This window comes from Streptomyces sp. NL15-2K (assembly GCF_030551255.1).
Classification (GTDB): domain Bacteria; phylum Actinomycetota; class Actinomycetes; order Streptomycetales; family Streptomycetaceae; genus Streptomyces.
On record NZ_CP130630.1, the window covers coordinates 7147882 to 7171432 of the forward strand.

Genomic DNA, 23551 nt, shown 5'->3' on the forward strand with positions numbered 1-23551 from the left:
ATTCTGTTGCCCAGGACCTGGGGGACCGACCGACCCGACGACGAAGGGGTTTGAGCGTGGCGACATTGGCACGGTGGTGCTATCGGCACCGGCTGGTGGTCCTGTTGCTGTGGGTGGGGGCACTGTTCGGCCTGGGCGCGGCGAGTTCGACCGCGGGCACGAACTACGCGGACGTCTTCTCCCTGCCCGACACGGACTCCAAGACCGCGTACGACCAGATGAAGAAGGCCTTCCCGGAACGCGCCGGCGACACCGACACGGTGGTGTGGAAGGTCGACGAGGGATCGGTGCGGGACGCCTCCGTACGCTCCCGGATCGAGCCGGCGCTGCGGGAGATCGGCGGCATGAAGGGGGTCGGTGAGGTCGCGAGCCCGTACGGCGCCCGGGGCGCGGCCCAGATCAGTGAGGACGGGCGGATCGCGTACGCCCAGGTCACCTTCGCCGAGCAGGCGAACGCCGTACCCAAGGACCTGATCCAGGACGTCGTCGACACCGCGCAGGGCGCCGGAGGCGACGGCCTTCAGGTCGAGCTGGGCGGCCAGGCCATCACCCGCGTCGAGGAGCCGCCCACCGGCACCGCCGAACTGGTCGGCATCCTCGCGGCGGCCGTCGTACTGTTCCTGGCGTTCGGCTCGCTGTTCGCGATGCTGCTGCCGATCCTGGTGGCGCTGTTCGGCGTCGGCACCGGCATGTTCTCCACGCAGCTGCTCAGCCATGTCACGAACGTGCCCGAACTCGCCTCCCTCCTTTCGACCTTGATCGGCCTCGGCGTGGGCATCGACTACGCCCTGTTCATCGTCACCCGGCACCGCAAGGGCATCCTGCGCGGCATGGACCCGGAGGAGGCGGCGGTCACCGCCCTCAACACCTCCGGCCGGGCCGTGCTGTTCGCGGGCGGCACGGTGTGCATCGCGCTCGCCGGGATGCTGGTGACGAACCTGCGCTTCCTGGACGGTGTCGTGATCGGCACTTCCCTCACGGTCGTGCTGAGCGTGCTCGCCGCCGTCACCCTGCTGCCCGCGCTGCTCGGCCTGCTCGGCCACCGCGTGCTCAGCCGCCGCCAGCGCCGCCGGCTGGCCGCTGCGGGCCCGGAGCCGGAGCGCGCGAGCGGCCTCGCCGCCCGCTGGTCGGCGTCCGTCGAACGCCGTCCGCGTTCGGTCGCCGCCCTGGCCGTCGTCCTGATGGCCGTCCTCGCCCTCCCGCTGCTGTCCCTGCGCCTCGGCACCGTCGACCAGGGCAACAACGAGGAGTCGACGACGACCAGGAAGGCGTACGACCTGCTCGCCGAGGGCTTCGGCCCCGGCTTCAACGGCCCGCTCCAGGTGGTGGTGACCGGCGACCGTACGGACGGCCTGGTCACCTCGATCCGGGACACGGAGGGCGTGGCCCAGGCCGCCGCGGCACCCCCGGCGAACGGCGTCACGGTGATCCAGGTGGTCCCGACCACGTCACCGCAGGCCGAGGAGACGGACCGGCTGATCGACACCCTGCGCGACGACGTCATCCCGGACGCGGGCGTGGAGGCGCACGTGGGCGGCGTGACGGCGGTCTCGAAGGACTTCGCGTCCGTGACGGCCGACCGTCTGCCGCTGTTCATCGCGACGATCATCGGCCTCGGCTTCGTCCTGCTCCTGATCGCCTTCCGCTCGGTCGTCGTACCGCTGACGGCCGCCGTGATGAACCTGATCGCCGCCGCGGCCTCCTTCGGCGTCCTCGTCGCGATCTTCCAGTGGGGCTGGGGCCTGAACCTCCTCGGCCTCGGGCAGGAAGGCCCGATCGCCGCCTTCCTGCCGATCATCATGCTGTCCCTGCTCTTCGGCCTCTCCATGGACTACCAGGTGTTCCTGGTCAGCCGGATGCACGAGGAATGGGTGCACACGAAGGACAACGCCCGGGCGGTGCGCGTGGGCCTCGCGGAGACGAGCCGGGTCATCAACAGCGCCGCCCTGATCATGGTCTGCGTCTTCATGGCCTTCGTCCTGAGCGGCGACTACGGCGCGGCCATGGCGGGCGTGGGGCTGGCCGCCGCGGTCGCCCTGGACGCGTTCATCCTGCGTACGGCACTGGTGCCGGCCGCGATGCACCTGCTCGGCAACTCCAACTGGTGGCTGCCGGCCTGGCTGGACAAGCGGCTGCCGCATCTGGCGGTGGAGCCGAAGGAGGAGGCGTCGGCCGCGGGTGCGCCCGCCGCGCAGGGCCCCGCTTCCGTCATCCACGGCTTCGTCCGCACGGCCGACGGCGAACCGGTGGAGGGTGCGGCCGTGGCCCTGCGGTCGAAGGGCGGACGCCAACTGGACCGGGTCGTGTCGCTGGCCGACGGCTCGTACATCGTCTCGGTCCCGGCGCCGGGAACGTATCTGCTGGCGACGACGGCGACGCCGTACGGCTCCCGCGCCCGCCAGGTACTGGTCGGGGACGGGCCGTTGGTGTACGACGTCGAGCTCGCGGATGCCGCGGATGTCTCCGAGGGGGAGGTGGACGCGGTGAACTGAGCCGTCCGTCGGACAACCCTGCGCCGGTCCGCCCCCATCGGTGACCGGCGCAGGGGGCCGGCCTCAAGGAGTCGAAGTGCGCGCCGCCGGATCCGGCATCGCCTTCGTCATCCCCGGCAGGAAGTCCGTGAACAGCTCGTGCACCTCCCGCACGAGCGGCCGCAGCACCCGGAACCGCGCCAGCGACACGCCCCGCGCGGTCAGCCGGGCCCCCCGCTCGGCCAGCCGGTAACTCCGTTCGCGCCCCTCGGTCCGATCGAAGATCCAATACAGCACGAGCCCCATCTGGGCGAGCCACATCAACTCGGGCAGGATGTCCCGCAGTTCCTCCGGCACCTTGGTCCTCGTCGCGCCGGCCAGCACCTCCCGGTGGACGCTGATGGCCTCCACGCGCGCGTGCTCCGACTCGGGGGAGAAGGGGCTGAGCGGGCTGTCGGGATCGGCGGCGTTCTTGAAGAACTGCACCGCGAACTCGTGATACGGCGCCGCGATGTCCAGCCACACCTTCAGGACGCCCGCGAGCCGCGCCTCCAGGTCGGTCTCCCGGGCCAGGACCTCCCGGACCGCCACCTGGTGCTCGGCGGCGATCCGGTCGTAGAAGCCCTGGATCAGGTGCTCCTTGCCCGCGAAGTAGTAGTAGGCGTTGCCGACGGAGACCCCGGCCTCCTGGGCGATGGCCCGCATCGTCGTCTTGTCGTAACCCCGCTCCTGGAACAGCCGCATCGCCGTCTCCAGGATCAGGGCGCGGGTCTGCTCGGACTTGCTGGGGGTGGCGCTGTCGTCGGGGTCGTCGCTGTTCGGGGGCACGGAGTTCGCAGGCACGGAAAGAGAGCCTAATTCCCTTCCGACGGCCCCTGAGGCGTCAGGTCGGCCTCGTCGAGTACCGAGCGCCACCGCCCCTGGGCGCGGTCGTACTGCAGGGGGCCCAGGCGGTACTGGGTGAGGTCCAGGGCCAGGAGCTGCCGGTATCCCTCCTCGGGCAGGTCGTGCTCCAGGACGATGCGCAGACCGCTCGCCGGGTCCTCGAGTACGACGGGACGCGGCGGTTCGGGCGGCTCGAGCGCGGCGGACGTACCGGAGGAACGGAGATGGAGGCCGCGGACGGCTTCCTGGAGGCGGCGGTAGGCGCTCTCGGCCGTCTTCTGGCCCAGCATGCCCAGGAACGCCTGCAGGGGCAGCGCGATCAGGATCAGCCAGGTCAGCGGCTCGGTCGTGCGGCGCGGGGGGAGTTCCCGGACGCTGGGGGCGAAGCCGAGGGCGGTGAGAGCGTCGGTGAGCGGGCGTTCCGCCTCGCGGGTGACCCTGGGGTCGACGACGAGGTCGGCGGGCGGCGCCGTGGGCTCAGTCAACTTCGGCCTCCTTCAGTTGCCACAGGTGAACCGTCTTTCCGGCGGCGGTGGCGAGGCGGCCACCGTCGGGGGCGAATGCGATGGCCCGCACCCGCTCGGAGTGAGGGATGCCCAGCAGCTCCGTGCCGTTGCCGGCGTCCCACACGCGCGCTGCACCGTCGTGTTCGGCGGTGCCGAGGAGCCGGCCGTCGGGGCTGAACGCGACGTCGTGCACCTTTCTGCCGCGGATGACCACGAGCAGCTGGTCACCGGTCTCCGCGCTCCACAGCGTGACGCCGGACGAGGTGGCGGTGGCGAAGCGACGGCTGTCGGGGCTGAACGCCACTCCATGGGCGATGCCGTCGTGCTTCACCCGCAAGAACTCCGTGCCGGTCGCGGTATCGCATACGCGCGTGAAGCCGTCCGTGCAGATGCAGACGAAGCGAAGGCCGTCGGGACTGAAGTCCACGCCTTCCGCGGTGAAGTCGTGGGGGACCTTCAGGAGTTCTCTGCCGGTCTGCGTGTCCCACATCCGCATCTCGCGCCGGCTGACAGCGGTGAGGCCGCGCCCGTCCGGGCTGAACACCAAGTCTTTCACGGCGTAGCGGCCGGGGAACCGGCGCGACTCGGTACCCGCGTTCCACACCCGTACGTACAGATCGCTGCTGGCCGTAGCGAAACGTCGGCCGTCCGGAGTGAACCGGACACACAGGACCCCCGCGACCATGCTCCCGTGCTGAAGTGCGGCGAGCTCGGTGCCCCGGTCGTCGAGGATCAGCGTGGTCTTCCGGTTGGTGCCGACGGCGAGATGGCCGCCGTCCGGGCTGAACTCGATCGCGTTGACCCTGTGGAGCGCCGTGGCGGTGAACAGGTTGGTGGCGGCGAGAGGCCCGTACTCGGTGCCGCGTATCTCCTGGCGCACCTTGGTGATGAGCCGCTCGGTGTCGCGGTAGCCGGCGTCGAGGGCACGGACCTCGCCCAGTGACTGCAGGGCCTCCTTCCAGCGGCCGATTTCCATCTGCGCCAGGGCCGTGACGTAGTGGCGGACGAGGTTCCGGGCGCGGTCGGCGGCCGTCAGCTCCGTCCGGGCCGCCATCGCCATGGTCACGATCTCCGGTTCGAGCTGGTCAGGGGCATGCTGGCGCAGGCGTTCGACGGCAGCCAGGACGGCCTCCCACCGCCCGGCGCGGTGGAGGGTGGCGATCTCCTCGCGCAGCTGGGCCCGGGTCCGCTGGAAGCGGGCCTGATCCAGCAGCGCGCGGGCATCCCGGTAGCCGGGCTCGGCGGCGAGGACCGCTTCGAGGTGATCGACCGCCTGCTCCCAGTCCTGCGCGGCCGTCGCCGCGGTCGCCGCGGCGTACAGCGAGGCGAGGCGCTGACGCTGCCGGGCCAGGGCGAGTTTGGCCTGGCTGTCGCGGTAGTCGCGGTCGCGGGCGATGACCGCGCGGAATGCCTCGACGGCCTCCCCCCACCGGTCGGTGTACAGGGCGGCCAGCCCTTCGGCGTACAGCTCCTCCAGGGGCAGCTCCGCCTCGGCGGGACCTTCATGGGAACGAGGATCGGCCTGGCGCTCCCCAGGGCGGGGCCTGACCGACCGGGTGCCCGGTCCCGGCTCCCCGGGCGTCGCGCCCGCCGGGCCGGGGGTGTCGGCGAAGTCGAAGAGGTGCCCGCCCCCGTCGAGGGAGCGCATGTACAGCACCGGGGTTCCCCATTCGAGGGTGCCGGGCCTGGCCAGTGTCATGGCCTGGCGGGCCTCCATGACGGCCACGTCGATCGGGAGCTGTCTGGCCAGCGAGTCGTAGAACGCGTGCGCGCATTCCAGCGCCGCGTCCTCGCTCACTTCGTACTGCATGGCGAGCACGGCCGGCATGCCCTTGCGCATCAGGGCCCCGGCCACGCTGGAGAACGGGTTCAGCTCGCCCGCACGGCCGCTTTCGCAGGCGTTGAGCACCGCCAGCCGCAACGAAGGATGACCCGCGAGCAGCATCGCCAGTTGCCCGGCACCCAGCGGGTAGGTCTCGCCCCGCTCACCCGCCAGCGCCAGGGTGCCCTCCTGGGCGGTGGCGTCGTACCCGCCGTGCCCGATGAAGTGCAGCACGTGCCACTCGCCCCGGCTCGCGCTGCCGTGCGGCGCAACGCGCGCGTCGCGGCGGACCGCGTCCCGCAGGTCGCGCCAGGTCTGTCCGCCCACCCAGCCCAGCTCCACCCGCCCCTCGGCCAGCAGATCGGCCAGGGCCTCGCGCAGGCGCTGCTGTTCGGCCTGCACGGCCAGCGGCTCCTGGTCCTCCGGCCGGGCCACCATGCCCAGGATCCGCAGCGGCGGGGCCACCCGGAGCGGCTCGACCGGCCGCGCCACCTGCGGATGGCGTACGAGCGGGACCTCGAGGCACACGTAGGCGTCTTCGGCGGTGTCGTAGAGGAACTCCCACGGCAGGCGCGCCAGCTCAGGAGGCTGCACCCGCAGCACCATACGGACCTGCCCGCCCCGCTGCGCGGCACGATTGCGCGCGGCCAGCAGGAGTGCCGCCCCGGCCCCGCCCAGCAGGGCGTCGAACAGCATCCGCCCCAGTTCCCGTACGGGTGCCTCGCTGCCCACGACGGCGCGGCGCACGCGGGCCGAGGACGCGACCACCGCGTCCGGCACCCGCGCCGCCAGCGCCTCCAGCTCGTGCGGGGGCGGCAGGCGCATCACGTCCGAGGCCTCTTCGCCGTCCGTCGTCCGATACACCACGGGGTAGCCGTCCGCCCCGCCCGGCCCGACCTCTATCCGGAAGTCGACGTCCACCGCATCCCCCTCGGCCTGCCGGGCCGTCAACCGCGCTGCTCGGCACGCCCGTCGCGCTCCACGCCAGGGCCCTTCCCCACGTGACGCCCCCACCATGCCGCCCCAACCGGCACATGCGCACCGCTTTCACACGAGATCGGGTACGGAATGATCGCGGCCCGCCGCGAACCCGCCCTTACGCCCGCCCGAGTTCTGGCCGCTTGCGGTAGTCCGTGAACCCGATGACGTTGCCCCAGGGGTCGGCGACCTCCACGGTCCAGCCGGTGGCCACGGAGAAGGGCTCGTCCAGCGGGACGATGCCGGCGGCGGCCAACTCCCTCGCTGCGCGCCGCGCGTCCGGCACCTCCAGCCACACCCGTGGAGAGGGCCAGGGAGGCGGCCGATGCCCGAACTCCTCCTCCTGCCTCAGCAGGATCCCAGGCGTCTCACCCCCCACCTTCAGCAACGCGATCCCGCCCTCGTCGAACCGGAACCCCACGGTGAACCCGGCGCGCTCATAGAACCCGACGGCCTCGGCGAGGTTCCCGACGGGCAGGAGGACGTTGTCGAAACCGAGCAGTTCGTACGACTCGTCATCTGACATGCGATCAGATTAGGTGCGGGGGTGCCGCTCGCCTGGCGGACCGACCCGCGAGGTCACTCGTTGGGCCGAGGAGCCGACCACTACATCACCCGACCTGCCCCTCCCGGTGTCCGACGAGGTCAGCACCAAGGTGAACCCGCCGGCTCGACGGCCCCGATCACGAGGACGTACTTCGACGCCCTCGGCCGGGTCACCTCCGTCAGGCACTTCGCCCAGGACTCCTCCACCACGACCGCGGTGCGCACGACCATTGCTCAGAGCTGTGCCCGGGGGCCCTGCAATAGAGGCACACTGATCAGCCCTGAGCGCGAATATCAGGGCACCGAGCTGGCGGCGTCCGGTGGTGAGTATGGTTGCCGACTCGTTGCTTTCCCTGATGAGGATCGTTCCGGTGGGGGTGGTGGCGAGGTAGACGCAGGCGGATGCCTCCTGGCTGTACGTGGACTTCTGCCAGTGCAGTTCGGTCATTGAGGGCTCCTTCAGAGGTCGTGGGCGAGTTGGGCGATGAAGTCGCGTGATTTCGCTGGAGGAAGTGCCGCTTGTGCGACGCGGTCCAGGATCAGACGGTAGCGATCCAACTGGGCCGGTGAGTCAATGAGTTCCGCGCCATGGTCGGTATCCAGCTGGACGGTGTCCAGCTGGTGCACCGTGCCGTGGAAGTAGTCGACGCCCTGGCCCGAGGTGTGGAAGGGGCCGCTGTCGAAGGGGATGACGGTGATCGTGACGTGGTCCAGTTCGCTGATCTCGTTGAGATGGTGCAGTTGGGCTCGGACAGTGGCCCGGTTGCCGAAGCGCATGCGGAGGGCCGCCTCGTGGACGATCGCCGTGTAGGGCGGGGGCTGTTCGCGGTGCAGGATTTCCTGGCGTTTGATGCGGTGCGAGACACGGTGCTCGATCTCGTGGGGCTTCAGTGGCGGCACCGTGTGGCTGAACAGAGCGCGGGCGTGGTCGGCGGTCTGGAGTAGGCCGGGGATGTTGATGACGTGCGCCACGCGCAATGCGGTGGCGTGATGCTCGACCTCGGTCAGGTCCAGTACGCGGGGGGACAGGATGTCCCGGTACTCCTCCCACCAGCCACGCCGGCGCTCGCCGGTCAGCGCGGCGAGGGCCTCGATCAGGGGTTCGTCGGTGCAGTCGTAGTGCCGGGCGATCGCGCGGACGCGGTCGGCGCTCACTCCGTAGCGCCCTGCTTCGATGTTGCTCACGCGTGACTGCGTGGCTCCGACCAGTGCGGCTGCCTGTGTGGCGGAGAGGTCGGCCCGTTCGCGCAGCCTGCGCAACTCGACCCCGAGGCGGCGGCGCCGGGCGGTAGGGAGGGGGCTTGGTTGCGGCATGACGGCGACTTCCCGTTCGTACGTACGTTGTGCGGGTCACTCACACGAAGGCAAGAAGGACTACATTCCATTGACTTAATGGAATGTAGTCCATGCAGTGCTCTACGGTGAGATCCAAGCCGCTCAACCGGCGCCGCCGATAAGCCGGAAGCGCACCGCGCCCTTCTCGTGCGCGGCACTGCCACCGCCCGGCTGAGCCATCGAGCGAACCAAGTTCCCCCACCGCAGGAGGCGTTCATGGTCACCGTATCCATGTCGGAGTGCGAAGGGTCCTCAAGTTGGGCGTATGCCCTCCAACTCCCCCACGACCCGCGCGCCGCGCGCATCGCCCGTGTCACTCTGCGGGCCGTCCTCGCCGGGCATGGCATGAGCCAACTCCAGGACACCACAGAGCTATTGGCGTCAGAGCTGGCTACTTCTCTAAGTACGGTCTACACATGGCTACTTCGGAAGGCCGGAAGCCCCGGCAGGCAGGCGGTTATGTGCGGATCTCCAACGACCCGTTGGAGGAGGAGAAGGGGGTTACGCGGCAGCAGGAGGACGTGGAGGAGCTTGCCGAGCGGCTCGGGTGGAAGGTCGGGAAGGTCTATCCGGAGAACGACACATCCGCGTACAAGCGCAGGCGGATCGAGCTGCCGGACGGCCGCCATGTGTGGCGGGTGATCCGGCCGGAGTTCCGGCAGATGCTGCGGGACTATCAGGACGGGGTGATAGACGGGATCATCGTCTACGACCTCGACCGGCTGGCGCGGCAGCCGCGTGACCTGGAAGACCTGATCGACCTGGTGGACCACTACCGGCGGCCGGTGGTCGGGGTGACGGGCTCGCTGGATCTGATGACCGACAACGGCAAGGCCATGGCGCGGGTGTTGATGGCGATGGCGAACAAGAGCAGCGCCGACACCGCCCGCCGGGTCTCGCGCGAGCGGATCCAGCGGGCGCGGGAGGGCCGGAGTCTGCCGCCGAACCGGGCTTTCGGGTGGGAGGAGGACCGGCTGACCCGCAAGCCCGAGGAAGCCGCCTTGATCCGTAAGGCCGTGCGGGGGTTCACGGCCGGGGAGAACTGGTCGAGTATCACGCGGATGTTCATCGAGTCCGGTATTGCGCCGGTGAGCGGGACGACGTGGTATCTGACCACGATCCGGAACATGCTGCTGTCGCCGAGGGTGGCGGGGATCGTGACCTACTGGGGGCGGGACGGGGCGCCTGGAGCCGAGGACGAGTACGGGGCGGATGATTCCAAGCGGCAGGCGCGTATTTCCACCTCGCCAAGGGATCTGGCCCTGCGGGACGTGGACGGGAAGTATGTACGCGGTAAGTGGCAGCGGATTGTCACCGTCGCGCAGTGGGACGCCTTTGTTACGGAATACGAGCGCCGTAAGGAGGGAAAGGAATTCACCTCGGGGCGCACGAAGAAATACCTGTTGTCCGGGCTGTTGCGGTGCGCACGGCCGAGGGTGGACGGCACGCCGTGCGGCCGGGCGATGGTCGGCATCGCCAGCAAGCATCACCGGACCGGCAGGCCGAGGAAGATCTACAAGTGCCCGTCGAAGAACATGGGCGGGTGCGGCGGCAGCCAGCGGGAAATGACCCAGCTCGACCAGCTGGTAGAGGATCTGCTGTTCCTGCACCTGGAGACCAACCAGCCCGAGGAGACCGGCCAGTCCCCGGAAGAGCCCCGGGCAGAGCACCCGGATATGGCGAAACTCGCCGACGTGCAAGTCCGGTTGAAGGCCATGCGGGAAGGCATGCGGGACGGCAAGGTCAGCCCGGAATCGTTCTTCGCGGTCGTGCCCGGCCTGGAAACCCAGGAGAAGCAGCTGATCGCCAGCCTGAGCAAGACCCGCCGCACCCAGGCGGACCGCGACCAGCGGCGCAAGAGCCCCGAGAAGGTACGCGCCGAGTGGGAAGCCGCCACCATTCCCGGCAAGCGCGCCATCCTGGGGCAGTACTTGCAGGCCGTCATGGTGCACCCGGCACGGCCCATGGGGCGCAGCTTCGACCACGAGGCGATCGTGCCCGTATGGAAGCCCCTGCCGCAGTAATACCGTCCGTAACAGCGTCGAGCCCCGATGGCCTCATGGTCACCGGGGCTCTTCCCTATTCAAGTGCTGTGCCGTCCCGCGGATGCAGTATCGCGTTGGTTTTGCGCCACTGCTCAGGCGTGATCTTCGGGGCACGTGCCACATGCAGGGAAAGCCACTGCTCACGAGTCAGACGCGGACCACGAGACGGGCGACGGGGGCGAGTGGGGCGCGCAGCCACTGGAATTCTCCTCTTCCAGGCAGACGGTCAGAAGTGGCGTCTGCGCTGCGGCCTTCACGACGCGCCAAGTCGTGTCGGCGAATATCTCGTCTGAGCTGATCTTTGCTGGGTCTCTTCCTCTCCAACGCCCGCTCACGCCCCGGAGTTCCAACACGGGGCACCAGCTCCAGGGAGCCCTGCCCACCAGCTCTCGCACGGACCGAACCGGCACCAGACCACACCCGGGAACCCGGCCAGCACCACGGCGCACCGGCCTTCCGGCGACCGGTGAGAAGACCCGAGCAGCCGCGCGACCGGATCGGAGTAACTTGTCTTTACTTGCTCAAGGGCGCGCCTTCGGCGCGCCGCGCGGCCTTGGCCGCTCGGCCCGGCGTGCGGCCTTCGGCCGGTCCGGTCCGGCGGCAGCCGCGCGACGACCGCAGGCCAGCCCGAGCGTGCGAGCGTCACTCCGGCCGGATCGGCGTAACTCTTCTTTCTCTGTTCTTGAAGGCGGCGGCCGTGGCGGGTCCGGTCACCGGGATGTGGCTGGGGCCGACGGCCTCCGAGGCTTGAGGCAGCCACCATGGGGCGAGCCTCCAAGAACAGGGGGCCGATCGGGCTATTGCGGGCAGGTCCCAAGAGACTGCCCGATCCGCCGGGCAGCGTAAGGCCCCCTGTTCTCTCGCCCCATGGCAGCTCCCGCCCCAACCCTCTACGGCCGGCGGCGTGGCCACCTGCGGCATGAGGGCACCACAGCTCACACAGCACGACTCTCGCCAAAGAGCGACGGGGGCCGACGTATCCGTGTGCCGATTACCGGGCGGCTGGCATGTTGCCGTCGCGCCAGTCGTTCACTCGCTTCCGGATGCTGGCGACCATGGGGAGCGCGTCAATCTCTGCTGGCTCGAACCAGCGGACGTCGGTTGATTCCTCCGACACCGCGAGTTGCCCGGCCACGGGACGAGCCAGGAAGCAGATGGAGAATTCTTGCCGTACCTCGCCGTCGTCGTAGGCGAAGACGTGGCGGGGGTTGGTGTAGGTCCCGACGATGCCAATGATCTCGACATCGATACCGGTCTCTTCGCGCGTCTCCCGGATCGCGCAGTCCGGCAATGACTCTCCGATGTGCATGGCGCCACCAGGAAGCGCCCACATGTCATTGTCACGCCGACGCTGAAGCAGGATGCGCCCGGAGTCGTCGACGACGACGGCAGAAGCAGCTGGAACCAAGCTGTTCGCGGCGGGGGCGTTCGGGTCGTCCTCGTAATCGCGCCTACCCATTCCCTTCCTCTTCCCATACGGGAGTGCCCCGTTTCCAGAGTTCCTCAATGTGCGAAGCGAAGCGATCGAACATGCCGTCGTCCTGGTGACGACGCAGATGCAGCGTAGGGGCATCGTGTCCAACGCTGTGCGTCAGCAGGGGCGTAACGATCATGTCGTCATCGAAGCGGAACACGGACAGGTATGCATGTCCATCGCTGTACCTCGCGTCGATACCCGGCTGATTTCTGATCTTCTCCAGCTCGGCGAGTGTCACGCGGATACGCGTCGACAGCGTGAGCGCGACGGCTTCGTCTTGCTCGCGGGACTGTGTGAGATCGCTGTCCGGGTCGCCGAGCAAGAAGCGCACTCGGCACCCCTGTGCGGCCTTACGCCGCAACGCGGTACCGAACCGGGCCTGTTCAAGCCACAGGAAGTAGTTGGTGTAACCAGCGAACGTCAGCTCACGCTCGGCTTTGGTGATCAACGACCGCCACAGCGAAGCCGGACAGCCGGACCGGTACGGATAGACGGAAACGACCTCACGGTCCGGTCCGACCTTGATCGCCTTCCTCGCGGCTGCTGGCCATAACACGGTCTCCTCCTCTCCGAGTGCCTCACAGACGGCCCACCGATGGCGGGCACGGGGGATCCGTCCCGTCTCGGTGATCCAACGGCCGACCGTCTTGACGTCCACGCCGCATTTCTCTGCCAACTGACGATCTGTCATGCGGGCTTGAAGCATGGCGCGACGCAGTGCTTCGTTCACCGGTAACCCCCTGGGATGTTAGGCACGATTCTCACGGTAGCCCTGTTCCGTTCCTAACGGTCATGGAACGAAGTAGGAACGCGCCAGCAGGGGCGGAAGTGTGGGGGGTGACTGATGCACAGACCCCCGCGACCGTGGCGACGGTCCGGGGGCGTGGCCACCAACCCCATGGAGGTTGACGACATGCCGCACCTTATCGCCAGCATCTTCGAGTTGCTGTTGCGGTTACTGCTTCCCGCAGCGGGACGGCGCCGGAGCGCCGAGACAGTTGCCGCGCCGACCGTGGACGTGCCGACGGTCCGTCTTCCGTGCGTCCCCGTGTTGCGAGGTGAGGACATCGGCCTTGTGCGTCCCTACCTCGTTGCACACGAGCGACGGCAGGAGGAACGGCGGCGACGGGCACGACGGCGCGTGCTGGTACTCGCGACGTACGGCATCGACATCAGCGCGCGCCGGATGCACGGGGCGGAGGTGACGGCCTGATGAGCTACGACCGCAATGCCGTGACCACGATCGGACCGGGCCTACGGCTGCTGCCGTGGGAGACCGACACCGGCAAGCCGTGCTTCCTGTCCACGAACGGGACCCCGGGCGCCCTGGCCCGTATCGCGGACGAGATCGAGGCGGACCAGTTGCGTGACGGCGCCGATGTCCTCATGGGCGCCCAAGCTGTCCTGGACGACCGTAGGGCCGGGGAGTACGCGCTACGTCTCGCCCTGCGAGCGGCTACCCAGTGCCTTGGTGACGTGCTGCGTATCGCTGACAGCCGGGGCGCACGCCTGCCCCAGCCGCACGACGCCCAGGACACAGACGACAGCGACGACGACCAGGACGACGGCGCCGATGGCGACGGGCCGCAGCTTCCGGCCGAGGCATGCGGATGAGGGCGGACAACGGGACCACACGGGGCCGGTACCGGTTCGCGGAATGGACACTGACAGCCGTGCCTGCCATGGCCGTGCGTCACTGCGGCAGGTGCCTCACGTGCGGCGAACGCTCCGCTGACACGGCCGACGCGGACGACGCCCAGGTGTGGTGCCTCAAGCACGCGGGCCTGACGCACCACAGCGGCTACGAGTTGTCTGCGTTCCAGTACTTCAACGCCACCATGACCGACCCCGAAATCGAGTCGCACACGACATAGACCGAGGTGAGGAAAGCAAGACCAGGGCCCCGACTCTCGGCCCCCGAAGGGTCGGGGCCCTTCCATGTCCAAGCTGGAGAACCGCCCCGACCAGCGCTAACTAGGTAGTACTTTCGCACGTAACTTGCGAGCTGGTCACCAACGCCTACCGGTACTCGACCGGCCCAGCGACACTCCGCCTGCGCGGCATCGACCGCAGCCGACTGCGCGTGAGCGTCTGGGACACGAATCCGCACATCCCACCTCCCTTCGACAAGGGGCCAGCCCCTCTCTGCCCTGTCCCGGTCGAGGCCGTCGGCGGGCGCGGGCTGTTCCTCGTATGCCATTACGCGGACGCGTGGGGTGGCTGTCTGCTCGGGGACGGGCGCTTCGGGGCGGGCGGGAAGCTGCTGTGGTGCGAGGTCGAGGCATCGGCCGTGGGCAGTGAGAGGGGCGCCGCGTGATCGAACTGCCGACCGCCTTCAGTCCGCTTCCAGCCTGGTGCCGGGTTCGTCGGCCAGTACCAGCTGGGTGACCGTATGACCGTCGATGGTGCGGACGGTCACGCGGTACAGGCCAGGAACGCTCACCGTGGCCCTGGCCATGATGTGTCCGTCGCCCCAGCTCGGCTTGGGGGACTGTGCGTTGCGGCCCTCGACGTCGGCGATGTGGCAATGGAGGCCGGACAAGGAGTCCACGCCGCTGAGCTTGATGGTCCAGGGGGTGCCGACCTCCACCAGGTCGGGGACGTCAAGGCCGCAGCCGGGGGCGCCCTGGGGTGGGCCGAGATGGTCGTCGTCCCGGAGTATTTCCGCGACTGCCTTGAGCGCGACCGGGTCGGAGGCAACGGCTCCGTGCTGGAGCGGGAGTGGGGTGACGGCGGGGCCGACAGCTGCGGAATGCTTGTAGACGGTGCCGTCGCCCTTGACGTCGTAGAACCTGAGGCCGCCCCTCGGGTCGCGGATGAAGTCGCCGTTGGTGTGCTGGCGGGCTCCGTGGTGGTGCGGATGGACGACGCCGTCGCGGATGGTGAGGCTTTGCAGGGTGGCCTGGTTGGTGCCGGCCACGGCCCAGTGGGCGGGCAGCGCGGCGTGGGCTTGCTTCGCGTGGAAGTCGGCTGCGGCCTGGGCGAGTTCGGCGTTGCCGCCGATGCTTGCCACCTCGCCGGGGGTGAGGCGGCGGACGCTGTCGCCGTCGATGCGGCAGGCGTACTGCGGAAGCAGGTCGTGGAGGCCGGGCATGGTGGCGGAGATGGACTGCAACTGCCGGTGGGGGAGCGGGACGGGGGCGCCGCGCCCGGTGTTGAGGATCACGGTTGCTTTCACCGCGCCGTAGAAGGGCGTGCCGAGGGTGAGAACGGCGCGGGTGTCGTCGGCCAGGTCGCTGTCGTAGGAGGCATCGAGGGCGGCGCGGGTGACGAGGCCTCCCATGGAGTGGGCGACGAAGACGAGGCGTGCGGGGCGTTCGTCGACGCGGTCGCGGCGGGCGTCGTCGTGGGCGGGATGCTGTCGCCAGGCGGTCAGATGACGGCGGGCGGCATCGGCCAGGAGACGGCCGTTGGCGGCGACGGGCAGGCGCCAGTCGTAGGCGAACTCCAGGACGGCGGCCGGGTCGGCGACGCAGCCGTGGACCGTGTCGACCAGGGCGGTGTAGGGCTCGAACCCCTGGAGGTAGGGGGTCCAGGACGAGTGGCGCATCAGTTGAGTGGCCTTGATGCGGCCGGTCTTTCCTTCCAGCTCCTGCGCGGTCAGACGCAGCGGTTCGAGGCCCTTGGGGCGGGTCCATGCCTTCAGGAGCCATGACACACCGGATAAGCCCCAGACGGTCCTGCGGGCGACGGTGTCGTAGAGCTCACTGCCCATGATGCCCGGGACGATGACGACGGCGTCCTGGGTGAGGTCGGCGAGCGCTGTCGATGCGGTGGTGGCGGATTTCGTATGTTCTGGCCCGTGGTGCTTCATGGCTGTGGACAATAGAGAAGATGCAGGGGGAACACGGGGAGGTTGGCTTAACAGAGGGCGTGGAAGTGGCGGACTCCCACTCCCTGGTCATCGTGACGGTGGAGGACGGAGATCCCGAGTTCGCCAAAGCCATCGAGGAGCAGCTGTCGGTTGTGACCGCGTGGTGGCAGACCGGGCCTGCGCCGGGGCAGGGGTTTGTGCAGACCATTCTGCGTTCGCCCGAGGAGCGTCACGATGTGGAGCGTTTTCTGCACACCTCCGGCATCAGGGAGGCGACAGAGGACGAGGCCCTGGTCGTGTACATCACCTCACACGGAGCTGTCGGCACGTCCAGCAGACACTTCCTGCTCCTGCCCGGCACCGACCGCGACCGACTGCTGGCGACGGGCATGCCGACGAACGAGATCGTCATCGCCGCTCTCGACTCACGGGCCCGTCACGTACTGGTGATCGTCAACGCCTGTGAGGCGGAAGGCATCGACGCGGAGCTGAGTTTGCTCACCCGCGACCTCGCCCGGTCACGGACCGCCGAGGGTACGTTGAACGTCGTGGCGACCACGGCGACCCGTTCTCCCGTACTGGGACGTGAATTCGCCGTCGTCCTGCGCATGGCCTTCGCATGGCTGCAGGAGGCAGCCGGCATCGCACGCCCTCACCTGACGATCTCCGAGTTCATACAGGCCCTGGAGCACGCCACCGAGCGCCTCAACGAGGAACGGGATCTCTCGCTCCCCGGTCCACGCACGGTCCTCCATGGCAAACTCAGCGCACCGACCCCCACCCTGCCCAACCCGGGCTACCGGCCCAAGCCGCAGGTGGTCACCCGGGCCCGGGAGGAGGTCGCGGCCACAGCCGAGGAACTCGAGTACTGGCTGGACCGCGCCAGTGGCCGCGCCAGCAGGGATGATCCTGGCTGGTACTTCTCCGGCCGCCAGGACATCAACCGGCGCCTGACCAGCTTCGTCAGAGGTCCCGCGGGCGTCCTCATCGTGACGGGAACCGCCGCCAGTGGAAAGTCCGCGGTCCTGGCCCGGGCCGTGACACTCAGCGATTGCGCGTTCAGGGCGTCACCGCGCTACGCGGAGGCGGTGAGCAAGGCGTCGGCGGACAGCGTTCCGGACGAGGGGTCCATCCATGTGGCGGTATCCGCCCGCAACCGCGGGCCGCTGAGCCTGATCGAAGCCATCGGCACGCGGATGGGTTGTGAACCAGACCGTACGCAACCGGCGACAGACCCTGTGCGGCAATGGCAGGAAGGGCTGCGCGCCTTCTTCACGACCTGTCGGGAGACCTGCCAGGAGACCCGCCGGGAGACCTGCCAGGGGATCTGCCGGGAAGACATCGTCACCGTGGTGGTCGACGGCCTCGACGAGTCCGCCGACGCTGTCGCCTGCATCCGCGACGTTCTCGTGCCAGTCGTCGCCTTCGCCGGCGGGCCGGGCGGCACGGGCAGGATCCCCATCCCCGCGCAGACGTCCGGTCTCCCGACGGCCCTGCCGCTGCCCGCTCACCGGGGCCTGCGCCTGCTGATCGGAGTCCGCAGCACCAGCCCGGGCACCCCGGAGGCGGCGGTCGCCACCGGCCTGCGAGGGCTGTTGCAGGAACTGCTCGCCGTCTTCCCCGCGGCACAGGTGGTGCGAACCGACGGAGAGGGGGTCCAGGCGGACATCGCCGCCTATGCGGCCGCTCTGCTGGCCGGGGCGGCCTGGGGCAACGACCCGGCCGTCGTCACCGCGGCGGCGCAGTCCGTGGCGTGTCATGTGGGACGGTCGTTCCTCGACGCCCGCCTGGCCGCCGAACAACTGCGCCGCGGCGACGGAGCCGCGCTGCTCGGCGATCCGCTGTGGCTCTCACAACTCGACCGGGGCACGGTGGGTCTCTTCGAGCAGGATCTCGACCGGGTGACCGACGATGGCCTGAACAGGGAGGAAGCACTCGCGCTGCTGCGTGCCACCGCTTTCGGGCTGGGCCGGGGGATTCCCTGGGCCCAGGTGTGGCCGGCCGTGGCCGAGGAACTGCTGTCGGCCCGCATCGATCACGCCGACGAGAAGATCCGGCGGCTTCTGGGAGGCCGGCTCGCCGGGTATCTCACGCACGATGTCGAGGACGACCATGTCGTGTACCGGCCCGCCCACGAGAGACTCGGGGCCATGCTGCGCCGGTGGCCGCAGCAGCCGAAGGCGACGAGGGGGATGAAGGGGACGAGGGGGGCGGATGAATCCGGATGACCGGCAGGGGGAACCCGATGCCGGCGAGCGACAGGCCCACGCCCGCATCGCGGCCAAACTGGCGCGTCTGGTCAGACCTGACGCGGTAGCCGTGCCGCACCCCTATCTGAGCCGGTATCTGGCTCACCATGCCGCTATCGGAGGGACGCTGGACGACCGTCATGTGCCGCCAGGTCTGCTGCCCTGGATCACTGGCGACGGCGTCCGGGGACTTCTCGGCCTCCGGCAGACTCATCGCCCGGACCGGGCCTGGCTCGCGGCATGGGCGGCTGTCGAGCCCTACGTACAGGACGCGGACTTGCCCTCCCGGTGCTCGAGCCTGCACCTGGCCTACACCGCCTTGCGGTTTCCTGGCACTCCTCGCCGGAGCCTGCCCCCGGAGGCCGCGGAATTCGCGGGCTCACGGCTGTGTGTGCTGTGGTCACAGTGGGCGCCACCGTCCAACGTGCTGGCGACCCTCCGCCGTCGCAGCCTGTCGCTGGCCACGGCGGAAGGGCCCGATGGTGCCGTACTACTGGCCGTGGGCGACGAGTCAGGCGGTGTCGAACTCATCGACACGGCCACCGGCGCACCCGTCGGAGACCGGATTCCCGCACACGACGGCGCGGTGCGGTGCTTGTCCTTCGTGCCGGGCTCCGGCGATGGCGGAGTGCTCGTCTCAGGCAGCGCGGACGGCACAGTGCGCGTCTGGGACACGCATCGGTGGATGCTCCTCAACCAGCTGCCGCTCGGGGGATGCACCTGGCCCTCCGGTGTCACCGGATACCGCGACGACGCAGGGGCGTTGACGGTGGCAGCGGTCGACGGGAACGGCGCGGTGAGACTGTGGAACGATCACTCCGAGGAGCACCACCTGGCCGACGTGAGCGCTCACCCGTCGGACGGGGCCGCATTCGCGCTGACGCTCGCTGACGGCCCCGGCGGCCGGCGGCTGCTGGTCGTCGCCGGCCGCACCCTGGGAATCCGGGACCTCGCGGATCATCGAATACTGCACGAGCACCCTGTCGGCGTTCCGGTCAGGTCCCTGACCGACACGACGGTCCCCGGCCGGGTCGCCACCGGACACAGCGACGGCTCCATCACGGTGTGGGACACGGTCTCAGGCCCACGAGCCACATTGCCGGGGGAGGGAGAGCCCGTCACCGCCCTGGCGGCACTGCAAGTCGGCGGCCGGCACCTGCTCGCCGCGGCAGGCTCGGGATCAGCGATCCGCCTCTGGGACATCGGCGCGGAACAGCGGACGGGGCAGCTCACCGGGCACACGGACAGGGTGACGGCCCTGCACACCGTCTCCGTGGACGGCGCCGTCCAACTCGCCTCCACAGCCCGGGACAACACCGTCCGGCTGTGGGACGCGTCCGCCCTTCACCACGCGCTCGAGGGCACCGACACCGCCCCTGCCGCGGTAGCCGCGGCCATCACTCCGGACTCAGGTGCCCCATCACGCCTCGCCGTCAGCTACGCCACGGCCCAGGCCCAGGTGTGGGACACGCACAGCGGGACAGCCACCGGCACCTTCGGCAGTGACCCGCAGCATCCCCCGCTCGCCCTGGCCTGGGCGCCGGAGCACCAGGGGAGGCGCATGCTCCTCTGGGCGGCGTCCGACCACAGCATCCGATCCTGGGACCCGCAGCGCGGCACTGCCGCCGACACCCTTCTCCGCGGGCACTCCCTGCCCGTACGTGTCCTCGCCTCGACCTTGGCCTGCGACGGACGGCGGTTGGCCGTCAGCGGCGATGAGGTCACCGTCCGGCTGTGGGACCTGGACAGCGGACTACCGCTACAGCGGTGGCGGCATCACTACCGCGTCCGGACCGTGGCCGCGGCGTCGGACGGAGTCAGCACGGACTGGTTCGCCTCCGGCAGCACAGACGGCAAAGTGCGCCTGTGGGACGCGAGAGACGGTACGCCCCGACACGTCTTCTACTGTCGGCAGGGAATCATCAATGCCGTAGCCATCAGCGTCAGCCCCTCGCCGTTGCCCCCGTTCCTCGCCAGCGGCGGGGACAACGGCACGGTGCGCCTGTGGGATCTGTCCACCCGCACACCCATCGGCGAACCGCTGCGAGGGCACACGGATGCCGTTGAAGCCCTCGCCACGTGGACGACGTCCGCCGGTACCGCCCGCTCCTATGTGGCCAGCTCCGCACGGGACGGCATCATTCGCTTCTGGGAAGCGGCGACATCGCGCTGCGTCCTGCAGCTGGCCACGGGGAGTCCTGTGCACACCCTGTCCGCGCATGTCTCCGACGAATCCACCGGCAAGGTCGTCCTCGCCATGGCGGGCGAGGCCGGAGTCGCCGTTCTCGAGCTGGACCTGGAGGACCTCTCGCCCACCAGCTAGACCGTGCGCCCCCTCAAATCCTTCGTGCGCCCCCTCATGGATCGGCAAGATGTGCCGCTCCTGTCTGCCCAGCAGCAGAAAATGATCGTTCGACTGTGTTCAGGCGGCTGGGCTACCGCGGGGGCGTGCCCAGCACACCTGTAAATGCCCACCGGAGTCAGGAGCGGCCCATGAGCGAGGGCACACCGTTACAGGTAAGTCTCGTACCGGCACCCGAGCGCGGGGTCTGGCGCCTGGGGAAGGCGAAGGACCCGCGCAAGTACAACAAGATCAGCCGGGAAGACGACAGCCGCTCGGGGGGTAACCGGTGGAGCCTGGTGAGCTACGGCACCTTGTACTGTGCCTCCGACCTCGATGGGTGCTTCGCCGAGGCGCTGGCACCTTTCCGCGTCGATCCCGAACTGCGTGAATTCATCGGGAACGACTGGAACGACCCCTACTTCATGGATCCCGGCAACCTTCCCCAGGACTGGCGCACCCGGCACACGCTGGTGCGGTTACAGCCGGCCAAGGAAGCACGGTTCCTGGACGTCGACGACGAGCTGACCCTGCGCACGTTGTCGGGAGAGCTCAAGGAAGAACTGGCGCAGTTCGACATCGACGAGCTGACGCCCGAACACATCCAAGGCGCGAACCGCAGGGTGACGCGCCAGATCGCCGCCTGGGCGATAGCCCAGCGCGACCCGCAACAGGGCCGGCTCGTCCACGGGATCGCCTATCGCTCCCGCTTCGGGATGCGCCAGTGCTGGGCCATCTTCAGCGATGTCGACCTGGAAGAGGTCGAGCGGCAGCCCATCTGGCCGGAGACCGAGGGGCTGCGCAGAGTCGCTGAAGAGTACGGACTCGTCATTCGCTGACACCGCGGCATCACACCCCTCAGTTCCTCGTTGCACCCACCTTGAAACCTCCACCGATCGCGTAACGCGAACGAAGGAAAACCCCAGTCGGCACCTAACGCCGTCTGGTAGGAGGATCGGAGGGAAACTGCATGTCAGAGGATCAATCCGCGCCTGGAGACATGATCTTGACAGATCATCAGGCGGCAGAAGTCGGCGCAAAAATGGTGGAGTTAGAGGTGGATTCTGGGTAGCCTTAACTCATTAACCCTTGGGGAGGGACCATGAACACAGTCAGCCGCCACTTACGATCAGCTGCCGTCGCCACACCTGCGATCGCGCTGATACCTCCTGACGGCGCTTCGCAGGCCGGCCAGCTCAGCAACTGGCGTCGCACCGAGCTCTTGCACAGCCTGCACCCTCTCAGTCAGCCCAGCACCGGAACTGTCTCCATGACCGGCATGCAGCGATGCTGACCACAGGCGTCTAGCGCCCGCCAGGTCCGTAGCGGTCACGCTTCCCCGCGGATCCTTCATTCTCAGAAGCGTCACACCAATGAGCGGCGCCGAGCCCGCATCTGCACTCCATCGCACGTGCAGCAGGCCGAGCTGTCCGCAATCAAGTCCTGCACCCGTTGCCTGACACGCGACCAGCCGGCCACGAGAGCCAGGCGTGCAGTCAGAACACGAGGGAGGAAATGCCATGGCCACCACAGCGGCCACCACAGCCAACACTCCTGCCGTCGCCAAGAGCGCGGTCAGCGCCGAGCGAGCCCACGCCACCACCGTGCGCATGTCCATCGCGGACATCGCCCGTTTTCTGCAGGACAATCTCGGCCAACGTCTGACCGCTCGAATCACCAACATCAATGATCCCCGACAGGTCGGCAAGTGGGCTTCGGGTGATTCGGCACCACGCCAGGAAGCCGAAGATCGCCTCCGTGCCGCCCTGCAGGTGTTCCAACTCATTCAGGACGCCGAAAGCCTGTACACCGCACGTGCCTGGATGATCGGGATGAACCCACAACTCGAGGACGAAGCCCCCCTCACGGTGATCGCCGAGGGGCGCTTCAGGGACGTCATGGTCGCCGCACGCGCCTACGTTGACGGCGGCTGACTCCGGTGCAGTCCTGTGCCGCCCACCGACAAGCCGTGGGGCGGCACAGGCGCAACGAGGAGAAAGCGCAGACGTCGTCCGGCTCGCTTTGGGCTGCCGGCCCTGGCTGTGGACGTACTTCCTCCACGGACTGGGGCGCAGCCGGGTGCGCGTGAGCGTGTGGGATCGATCACCGCGACGACGGACCGGTCGTCAGGCCCCGCACCCGCCCACCCGCCGCGTGCTCACCGCGATGTCGTCCAGCCGGACGTCGTACGACGACGGCGTCGGGTCCGCCTGGTACAGCTGCCAGCCCAGCTTCAGCTTGTCGAAGGTCGGGAAGATGAAGTCGTCCGTGGTGCCGCCGTGGTTCTTCGTGGAGACCGTGAGGTCGGACTGCTCCACACCGTTCAGGTACACCGTGACCCGGTTGTCCGTGGCGTCCAGGTGGAATTCGGCGCACTGCCACTTCCCGGCGACCGCGGGTGCGGATGTCTTCCAGGCCGTCCAGTCGCCGGTAAGGCCCAGGTCGGAGCCCACGCCGAAGAAGTTGCGCCGGTCGGTCGGGGCGTACTGGCCGCCCAGCGGGCGGACGAGGGTCGGGGAGTCCGAGCCCGACGCCTCCGCGAGCGTCCAGTGCGCCCAGTCGGGGGCCGTGGGGAACTCGGCGACGCGTAGGCGCATGCGGGCCCAGTAGCTGTTGCCCGGCGGGGCGAGGTCGGGGAAGACGAGGAAGGCGCGGCCGTTGCCCTCGGTGCGGATGCGGAGTTCGCGGCCGTGGCCGGTAGTGCTCGGGGCGACGGTCAGGGTGCCGTTGGAGGTGTCGGTGGTCCAGCCGCGGCCGGCCGTGACCGGGCCGAGGGGGAGGCGGTCGAAGGTCTCCCGGGCGAGCGTGCCGTACGGGGCATGCGGGGTGGGGGCTGCGGAGGCCGTGGGGGGTATCGCGAGCAGCGCGGACGCCGTGGCGAGCAGCGCGGCGGCGGCTTTTCTCAGGGGGGCGATTGCCATGCGGTCAGTGTGTCGGCGGAGTATCACCTGTCACAGAGGTCACATGGGAAGTGGCTGATCCGGTTCCATCAGTGGCTTGAACTCTCAAGTAGCAAGCAGGGAAGAAGCCCAGGGCCCCGCCCCGGCGCGAACCGGGGAGCGGGGCCCTCACGGACGTGCGA

The 23551-nt window shown here is 69.1% G+C and carries 19 protein-coding genes and 2 pseudogenes; 10 read left to right on the plus strand and 11 right to left on the minus strand.

Annotated features, from left to right (window positions below):
* Positions 1-65: 65 nt before the first annotated feature.
* On the plus strand, positions 66-2492 hold the full coding sequence (locus Q4V64_RS32380) for an MMPL family transporter (protein WP_124439723.1): 2427 nt from the start codon (positions 66-68) through the stop codon (positions 2490-2492).
* A gap of 63 nt (positions 2493-2555) precedes the next feature.
* Here the strand turns inward: Q4V64_RS32380 and Q4V64_RS32385 are convergent, their stop codons facing one another.
* From Q4V64_RS32385 to Q4V64_RS32410, 7 genes and pseudogenes are all read right to left on the minus strand, one after another.
* A complete protein-coding gene (locus Q4V64_RS32385) occupies positions 2556-3299 on the minus strand; it encodes a TetR family transcriptional regulator (RefSeq protein ID WP_124439722.1) in 744 nt (247 codons plus the stop codon).
* A gap of 26 nt (positions 3300-3325) precedes the next feature.
* Entirely contained in the window at positions 3326-3841 is a 516-nt protein-coding gene (locus Q4V64_RS32390) for a hypothetical protein (protein ID WP_124439711.1), read from the minus strand.
* Positions 3834-6635, minus strand: coding sequence for a CHAT domain-containing protein (locus tag Q4V64_RS32395; RefSeq protein ID WP_172629160.1), 2802 nt, complete (start codon positions 6633-6635; stop codon positions 3834-3836). Before Q4V64_RS32395 ends, Q4V64_RS32390 begins: the two co-directional genes overlap by 8 nt.
* Positions 6636-6780: 145 nt before the next feature.
* The gene (locus Q4V64_RS32400) at positions 6781-7188 is read right to left on the minus strand and encodes a VOC family protein (protein ID WP_124439709.1); all 408 of its coding nucleotides are present in this window, start codon (positions 7186-7188) and stop codon (positions 6781-6783) included.
* Positions 7189-7307: 119 nt separating this feature from the next.
* Positions 7308-7439, minus strand: coding sequence for a hypothetical protein (locus tag Q4V64_RS32405; protein WP_301184515.1), 132 nt, complete (start codon positions 7437-7439; stop codon positions 7308-7310).
* A gap of 67 nt (positions 7440-7506) precedes the next feature.
* A pseudogene (locus tag Q4V64_RS55365) lies at positions 7507-7656 on the minus strand (DUF397 domain-containing protein); the annotation flags it as partial.
* A gap of 11 nt (positions 7657-7667) precedes the next feature.
* Positions 7668-8522, minus strand: coding sequence for a helix-turn-helix transcriptional regulator (locus Q4V64_RS32410; protein WP_124439707.1), 855 nt, complete (start codon positions 8520-8522; stop codon positions 7668-7670).
* Positions 8523-8759: 237 nt separating this feature from the next.
* Between Q4V64_RS32410 and Q4V64_RS55370 the strand changes: the two are divergent.
* Positions 8760-8942, plus strand: a pseudogene (locus Q4V64_RS55370) (ATP-binding protein); the annotation flags it as partial.
* Between the two features lie 17 nt (positions 8943-8959).
* The gene (locus Q4V64_RS32415; RefSeq protein ID WP_124439706.1) at positions 8960-10567 is read left to right on the plus strand and encodes a recombinase family protein; all 1608 of its coding nucleotides are present in this window, start codon (positions 8960-8962) and stop codon (positions 10565-10567) included.
* Positions 10568-11579: 1012 nt separating this feature from the next.
* Here Q4V64_RS32415 and Q4V64_RS32420 read toward each other — a convergent pair.
* Positions 11580-12047: an NUDIX domain-containing protein gene (locus tag Q4V64_RS32420; protein WP_124439705.1), complete on the minus strand. Its 468-nt coding sequence runs from the start codon at positions 12045-12047 to the stop codon at positions 11580-11582.
* Positions 12040-12795: a DUF5919 domain-containing protein gene (locus tag Q4V64_RS32425; RefSeq protein WP_124439704.1), complete on the minus strand. Its 756-nt coding sequence runs from the start codon at positions 12793-12795 to the stop codon at positions 12040-12042. Before Q4V64_RS32425 ends, Q4V64_RS32420 begins: the two co-directional genes overlap by 8 nt.
* A gap of 183 nt (positions 12796-12978) precedes the next feature.
* On the opposite strand from Q4V64_RS32425, the gene Q4V64_RS32430 reads away from it, so the two are divergent.
* Genes Q4V64_RS32430 through Q4V64_RS32440 form a run of 3 tightly spaced genes read left to right on the plus strand, consistent with a single transcriptional unit; the run spans position 12979 to position 13939 of the window.
* On the plus strand, positions 12979-13278 hold the full coding sequence (locus Q4V64_RS32430) for a hypothetical protein (protein ID WP_253266912.1): 300 nt from the start codon (positions 12979-12981) through the stop codon (positions 13276-13278).
* Positions 13278-13679 (plus strand): hypothetical protein, encoded by a 402-nt coding sequence (locus tag Q4V64_RS32435; RefSeq protein ID WP_124439702.1) that lies wholly within the window; start codon positions 13278-13280, stop codon positions 13677-13679. Before Q4V64_RS32430 ends, Q4V64_RS32435 begins: the two co-directional genes overlap by 1 nt.
* 59 nt (positions 13680-13738) lie before the next feature.
* Positions 13739-13939 (plus strand): hypothetical protein, encoded by a 201-nt coding sequence (locus tag Q4V64_RS32440; protein WP_124439701.1) that lies wholly within the window; start codon positions 13739-13741, stop codon positions 13937-13939.
* Between the two features lie 461 nt (positions 13940-14400).
* Here the strand turns inward: Q4V64_RS32440 and Q4V64_RS32445 are convergent, their stop codons facing one another.
* Positions 14401-15879: a hypothetical protein gene (locus tag Q4V64_RS32445; RefSeq protein WP_253266911.1), complete on the minus strand. Its 1479-nt coding sequence runs from the start codon at positions 15877-15879 to the stop codon at positions 14401-14403.
* Positions 15880-15899: 20 nt separating this feature from the next.
* Here Q4V64_RS32445 and Q4V64_RS32450 point away from each other — a divergent pair, with 20 nt between their 5' ends.
* From Q4V64_RS32450 to Q4V64_RS32465, 4 genes are all read left to right on the plus strand, one after another.
* Positions 15900-18107 carry a hypothetical protein gene (locus Q4V64_RS32450; RefSeq protein WP_124439700.1) on the plus strand — a complete coding sequence of 736 codons (2208 nt, stop codon included), beginning with the start codon at positions 15900-15902 and terminating at the stop codon, positions 18105-18107.
* Positions 18094-20451 (plus strand): WD40 repeat domain-containing protein, encoded by a 2358-nt coding sequence (locus tag Q4V64_RS32455; protein ID WP_124439699.1) that lies wholly within the window; start codon positions 18094-18096, stop codon positions 20449-20451. Before Q4V64_RS32450 ends, Q4V64_RS32455 begins: the two co-directional genes overlap by 14 nt.
* A gap of 170 nt (positions 20452-20621) precedes the next feature.
* Positions 20622-21308, plus strand: a complete 687-nt coding sequence (locus tag Q4V64_RS32460; RefSeq protein ID WP_124439698.1) for an RES family NAD+ phosphorylase — start codon at positions 20622-20624, stop codon at positions 21306-21308.
* A 681-nt stretch (positions 21309-21989) separates the two neighbouring features.
* On the plus strand, positions 21990-22403 hold the full coding sequence (locus Q4V64_RS32465; RefSeq protein ID WP_303713300.1) for a hypothetical protein: 414 nt from the start codon (positions 21990-21992) through the stop codon (positions 22401-22403).
* Between the two features lie 192 nt (positions 22404-22595).
* Here Q4V64_RS32465 and Q4V64_RS32470 read toward each other — a convergent pair whose 3' ends face one another.
* A complete protein-coding gene (locus tag Q4V64_RS32470; protein ID WP_124439719.1) occupies positions 22596-23384 on the minus strand; it encodes a hypothetical protein in 789 nt (262 codons plus the stop codon).
* Positions 23385-23551 lie beyond the last annotated feature (167 nt).

Bases quoted from the DNA above. Each gene is read 5' to 3' on its own strand.
- Q4V64_RS32400 (WP_124439709.1), bottom strand. From the start codon at position 7,188: ATGTCAGATGACGAGTCGTACGAACTGCTCGGTTTCGACAACGTCCTC.
- Q4V64_RS32405 (WP_301184515.1), bottom strand. From the start codon at position 7,439: ATGGTCGTGCGCACCGCGGTCGTGGTGGAGGAGTCCTGGGCGAAGTGC.
- Q4V64_RS32410 (WP_124439707.1), bottom strand. From the start codon at position 8,522: ATGCCGCAACCAAGCCCCCTCCCTACCGCCCGGCGCCGCCGCCTCGGG.
- Q4V64_RS32415 (WP_124439706.1), top strand. From the start codon at position 8,960: ATGGCTACTTCGGAAGGCCGGAAGCCCCGGCAGGCAGGCGGTTATGTG.
- Q4V64_RS32420 (WP_124439705.1), bottom strand. From the start codon at position 12,047: ATGGGTAGGCGCGATTACGAGGACGACCCGAACGCCCCCGCCGCGAAC.
- Q4V64_RS32430 (WP_253266912.1), top strand. From the start codon at position 12,979: ATGCCGCACCTTATCGCCAGCATCTTCGAGTTGCTGTTGCGGTTACTG.
- Q4V64_RS32435 (WP_124439702.1), top strand. From the start codon at position 13,278: ATGAGCTACGACCGCAATGCCGTGACCACGATCGGACCGGGCCTACGG.
- Q4V64_RS32445 (WP_253266911.1), bottom strand. From the start codon at position 15,879: ATGAAGCACCACGGGCCAGAACATACGAAATCCGCCACCACCGCATCG.
- Q4V64_RS32450 (WP_124439700.1), top strand. From the start codon at position 15,900: ATGCAGGGGGAACACGGGGAGGTTGGCTTAACAGAGGGCGTGGAAGTG.
- Q4V64_RS32455 (WP_124439699.1), top strand. From the start codon at position 18,094: ATGAATCCGGATGACCGGCAGGGGGAACCCGATGCCGGCGAGCGACAG.
- Q4V64_RS32460 (WP_124439698.1), top strand. From the start codon at position 20,622: ATGAGCGAGGGCACACCGTTACAGGTAAGTCTCGTACCGGCACCCGAG.
- Q4V64_RS32465 (WP_303713300.1), top strand. From the start codon at position 21,990: ATGGCCACCACAGCGGCCACCACAGCCAACACTCCTGCCGTCGCCAAG.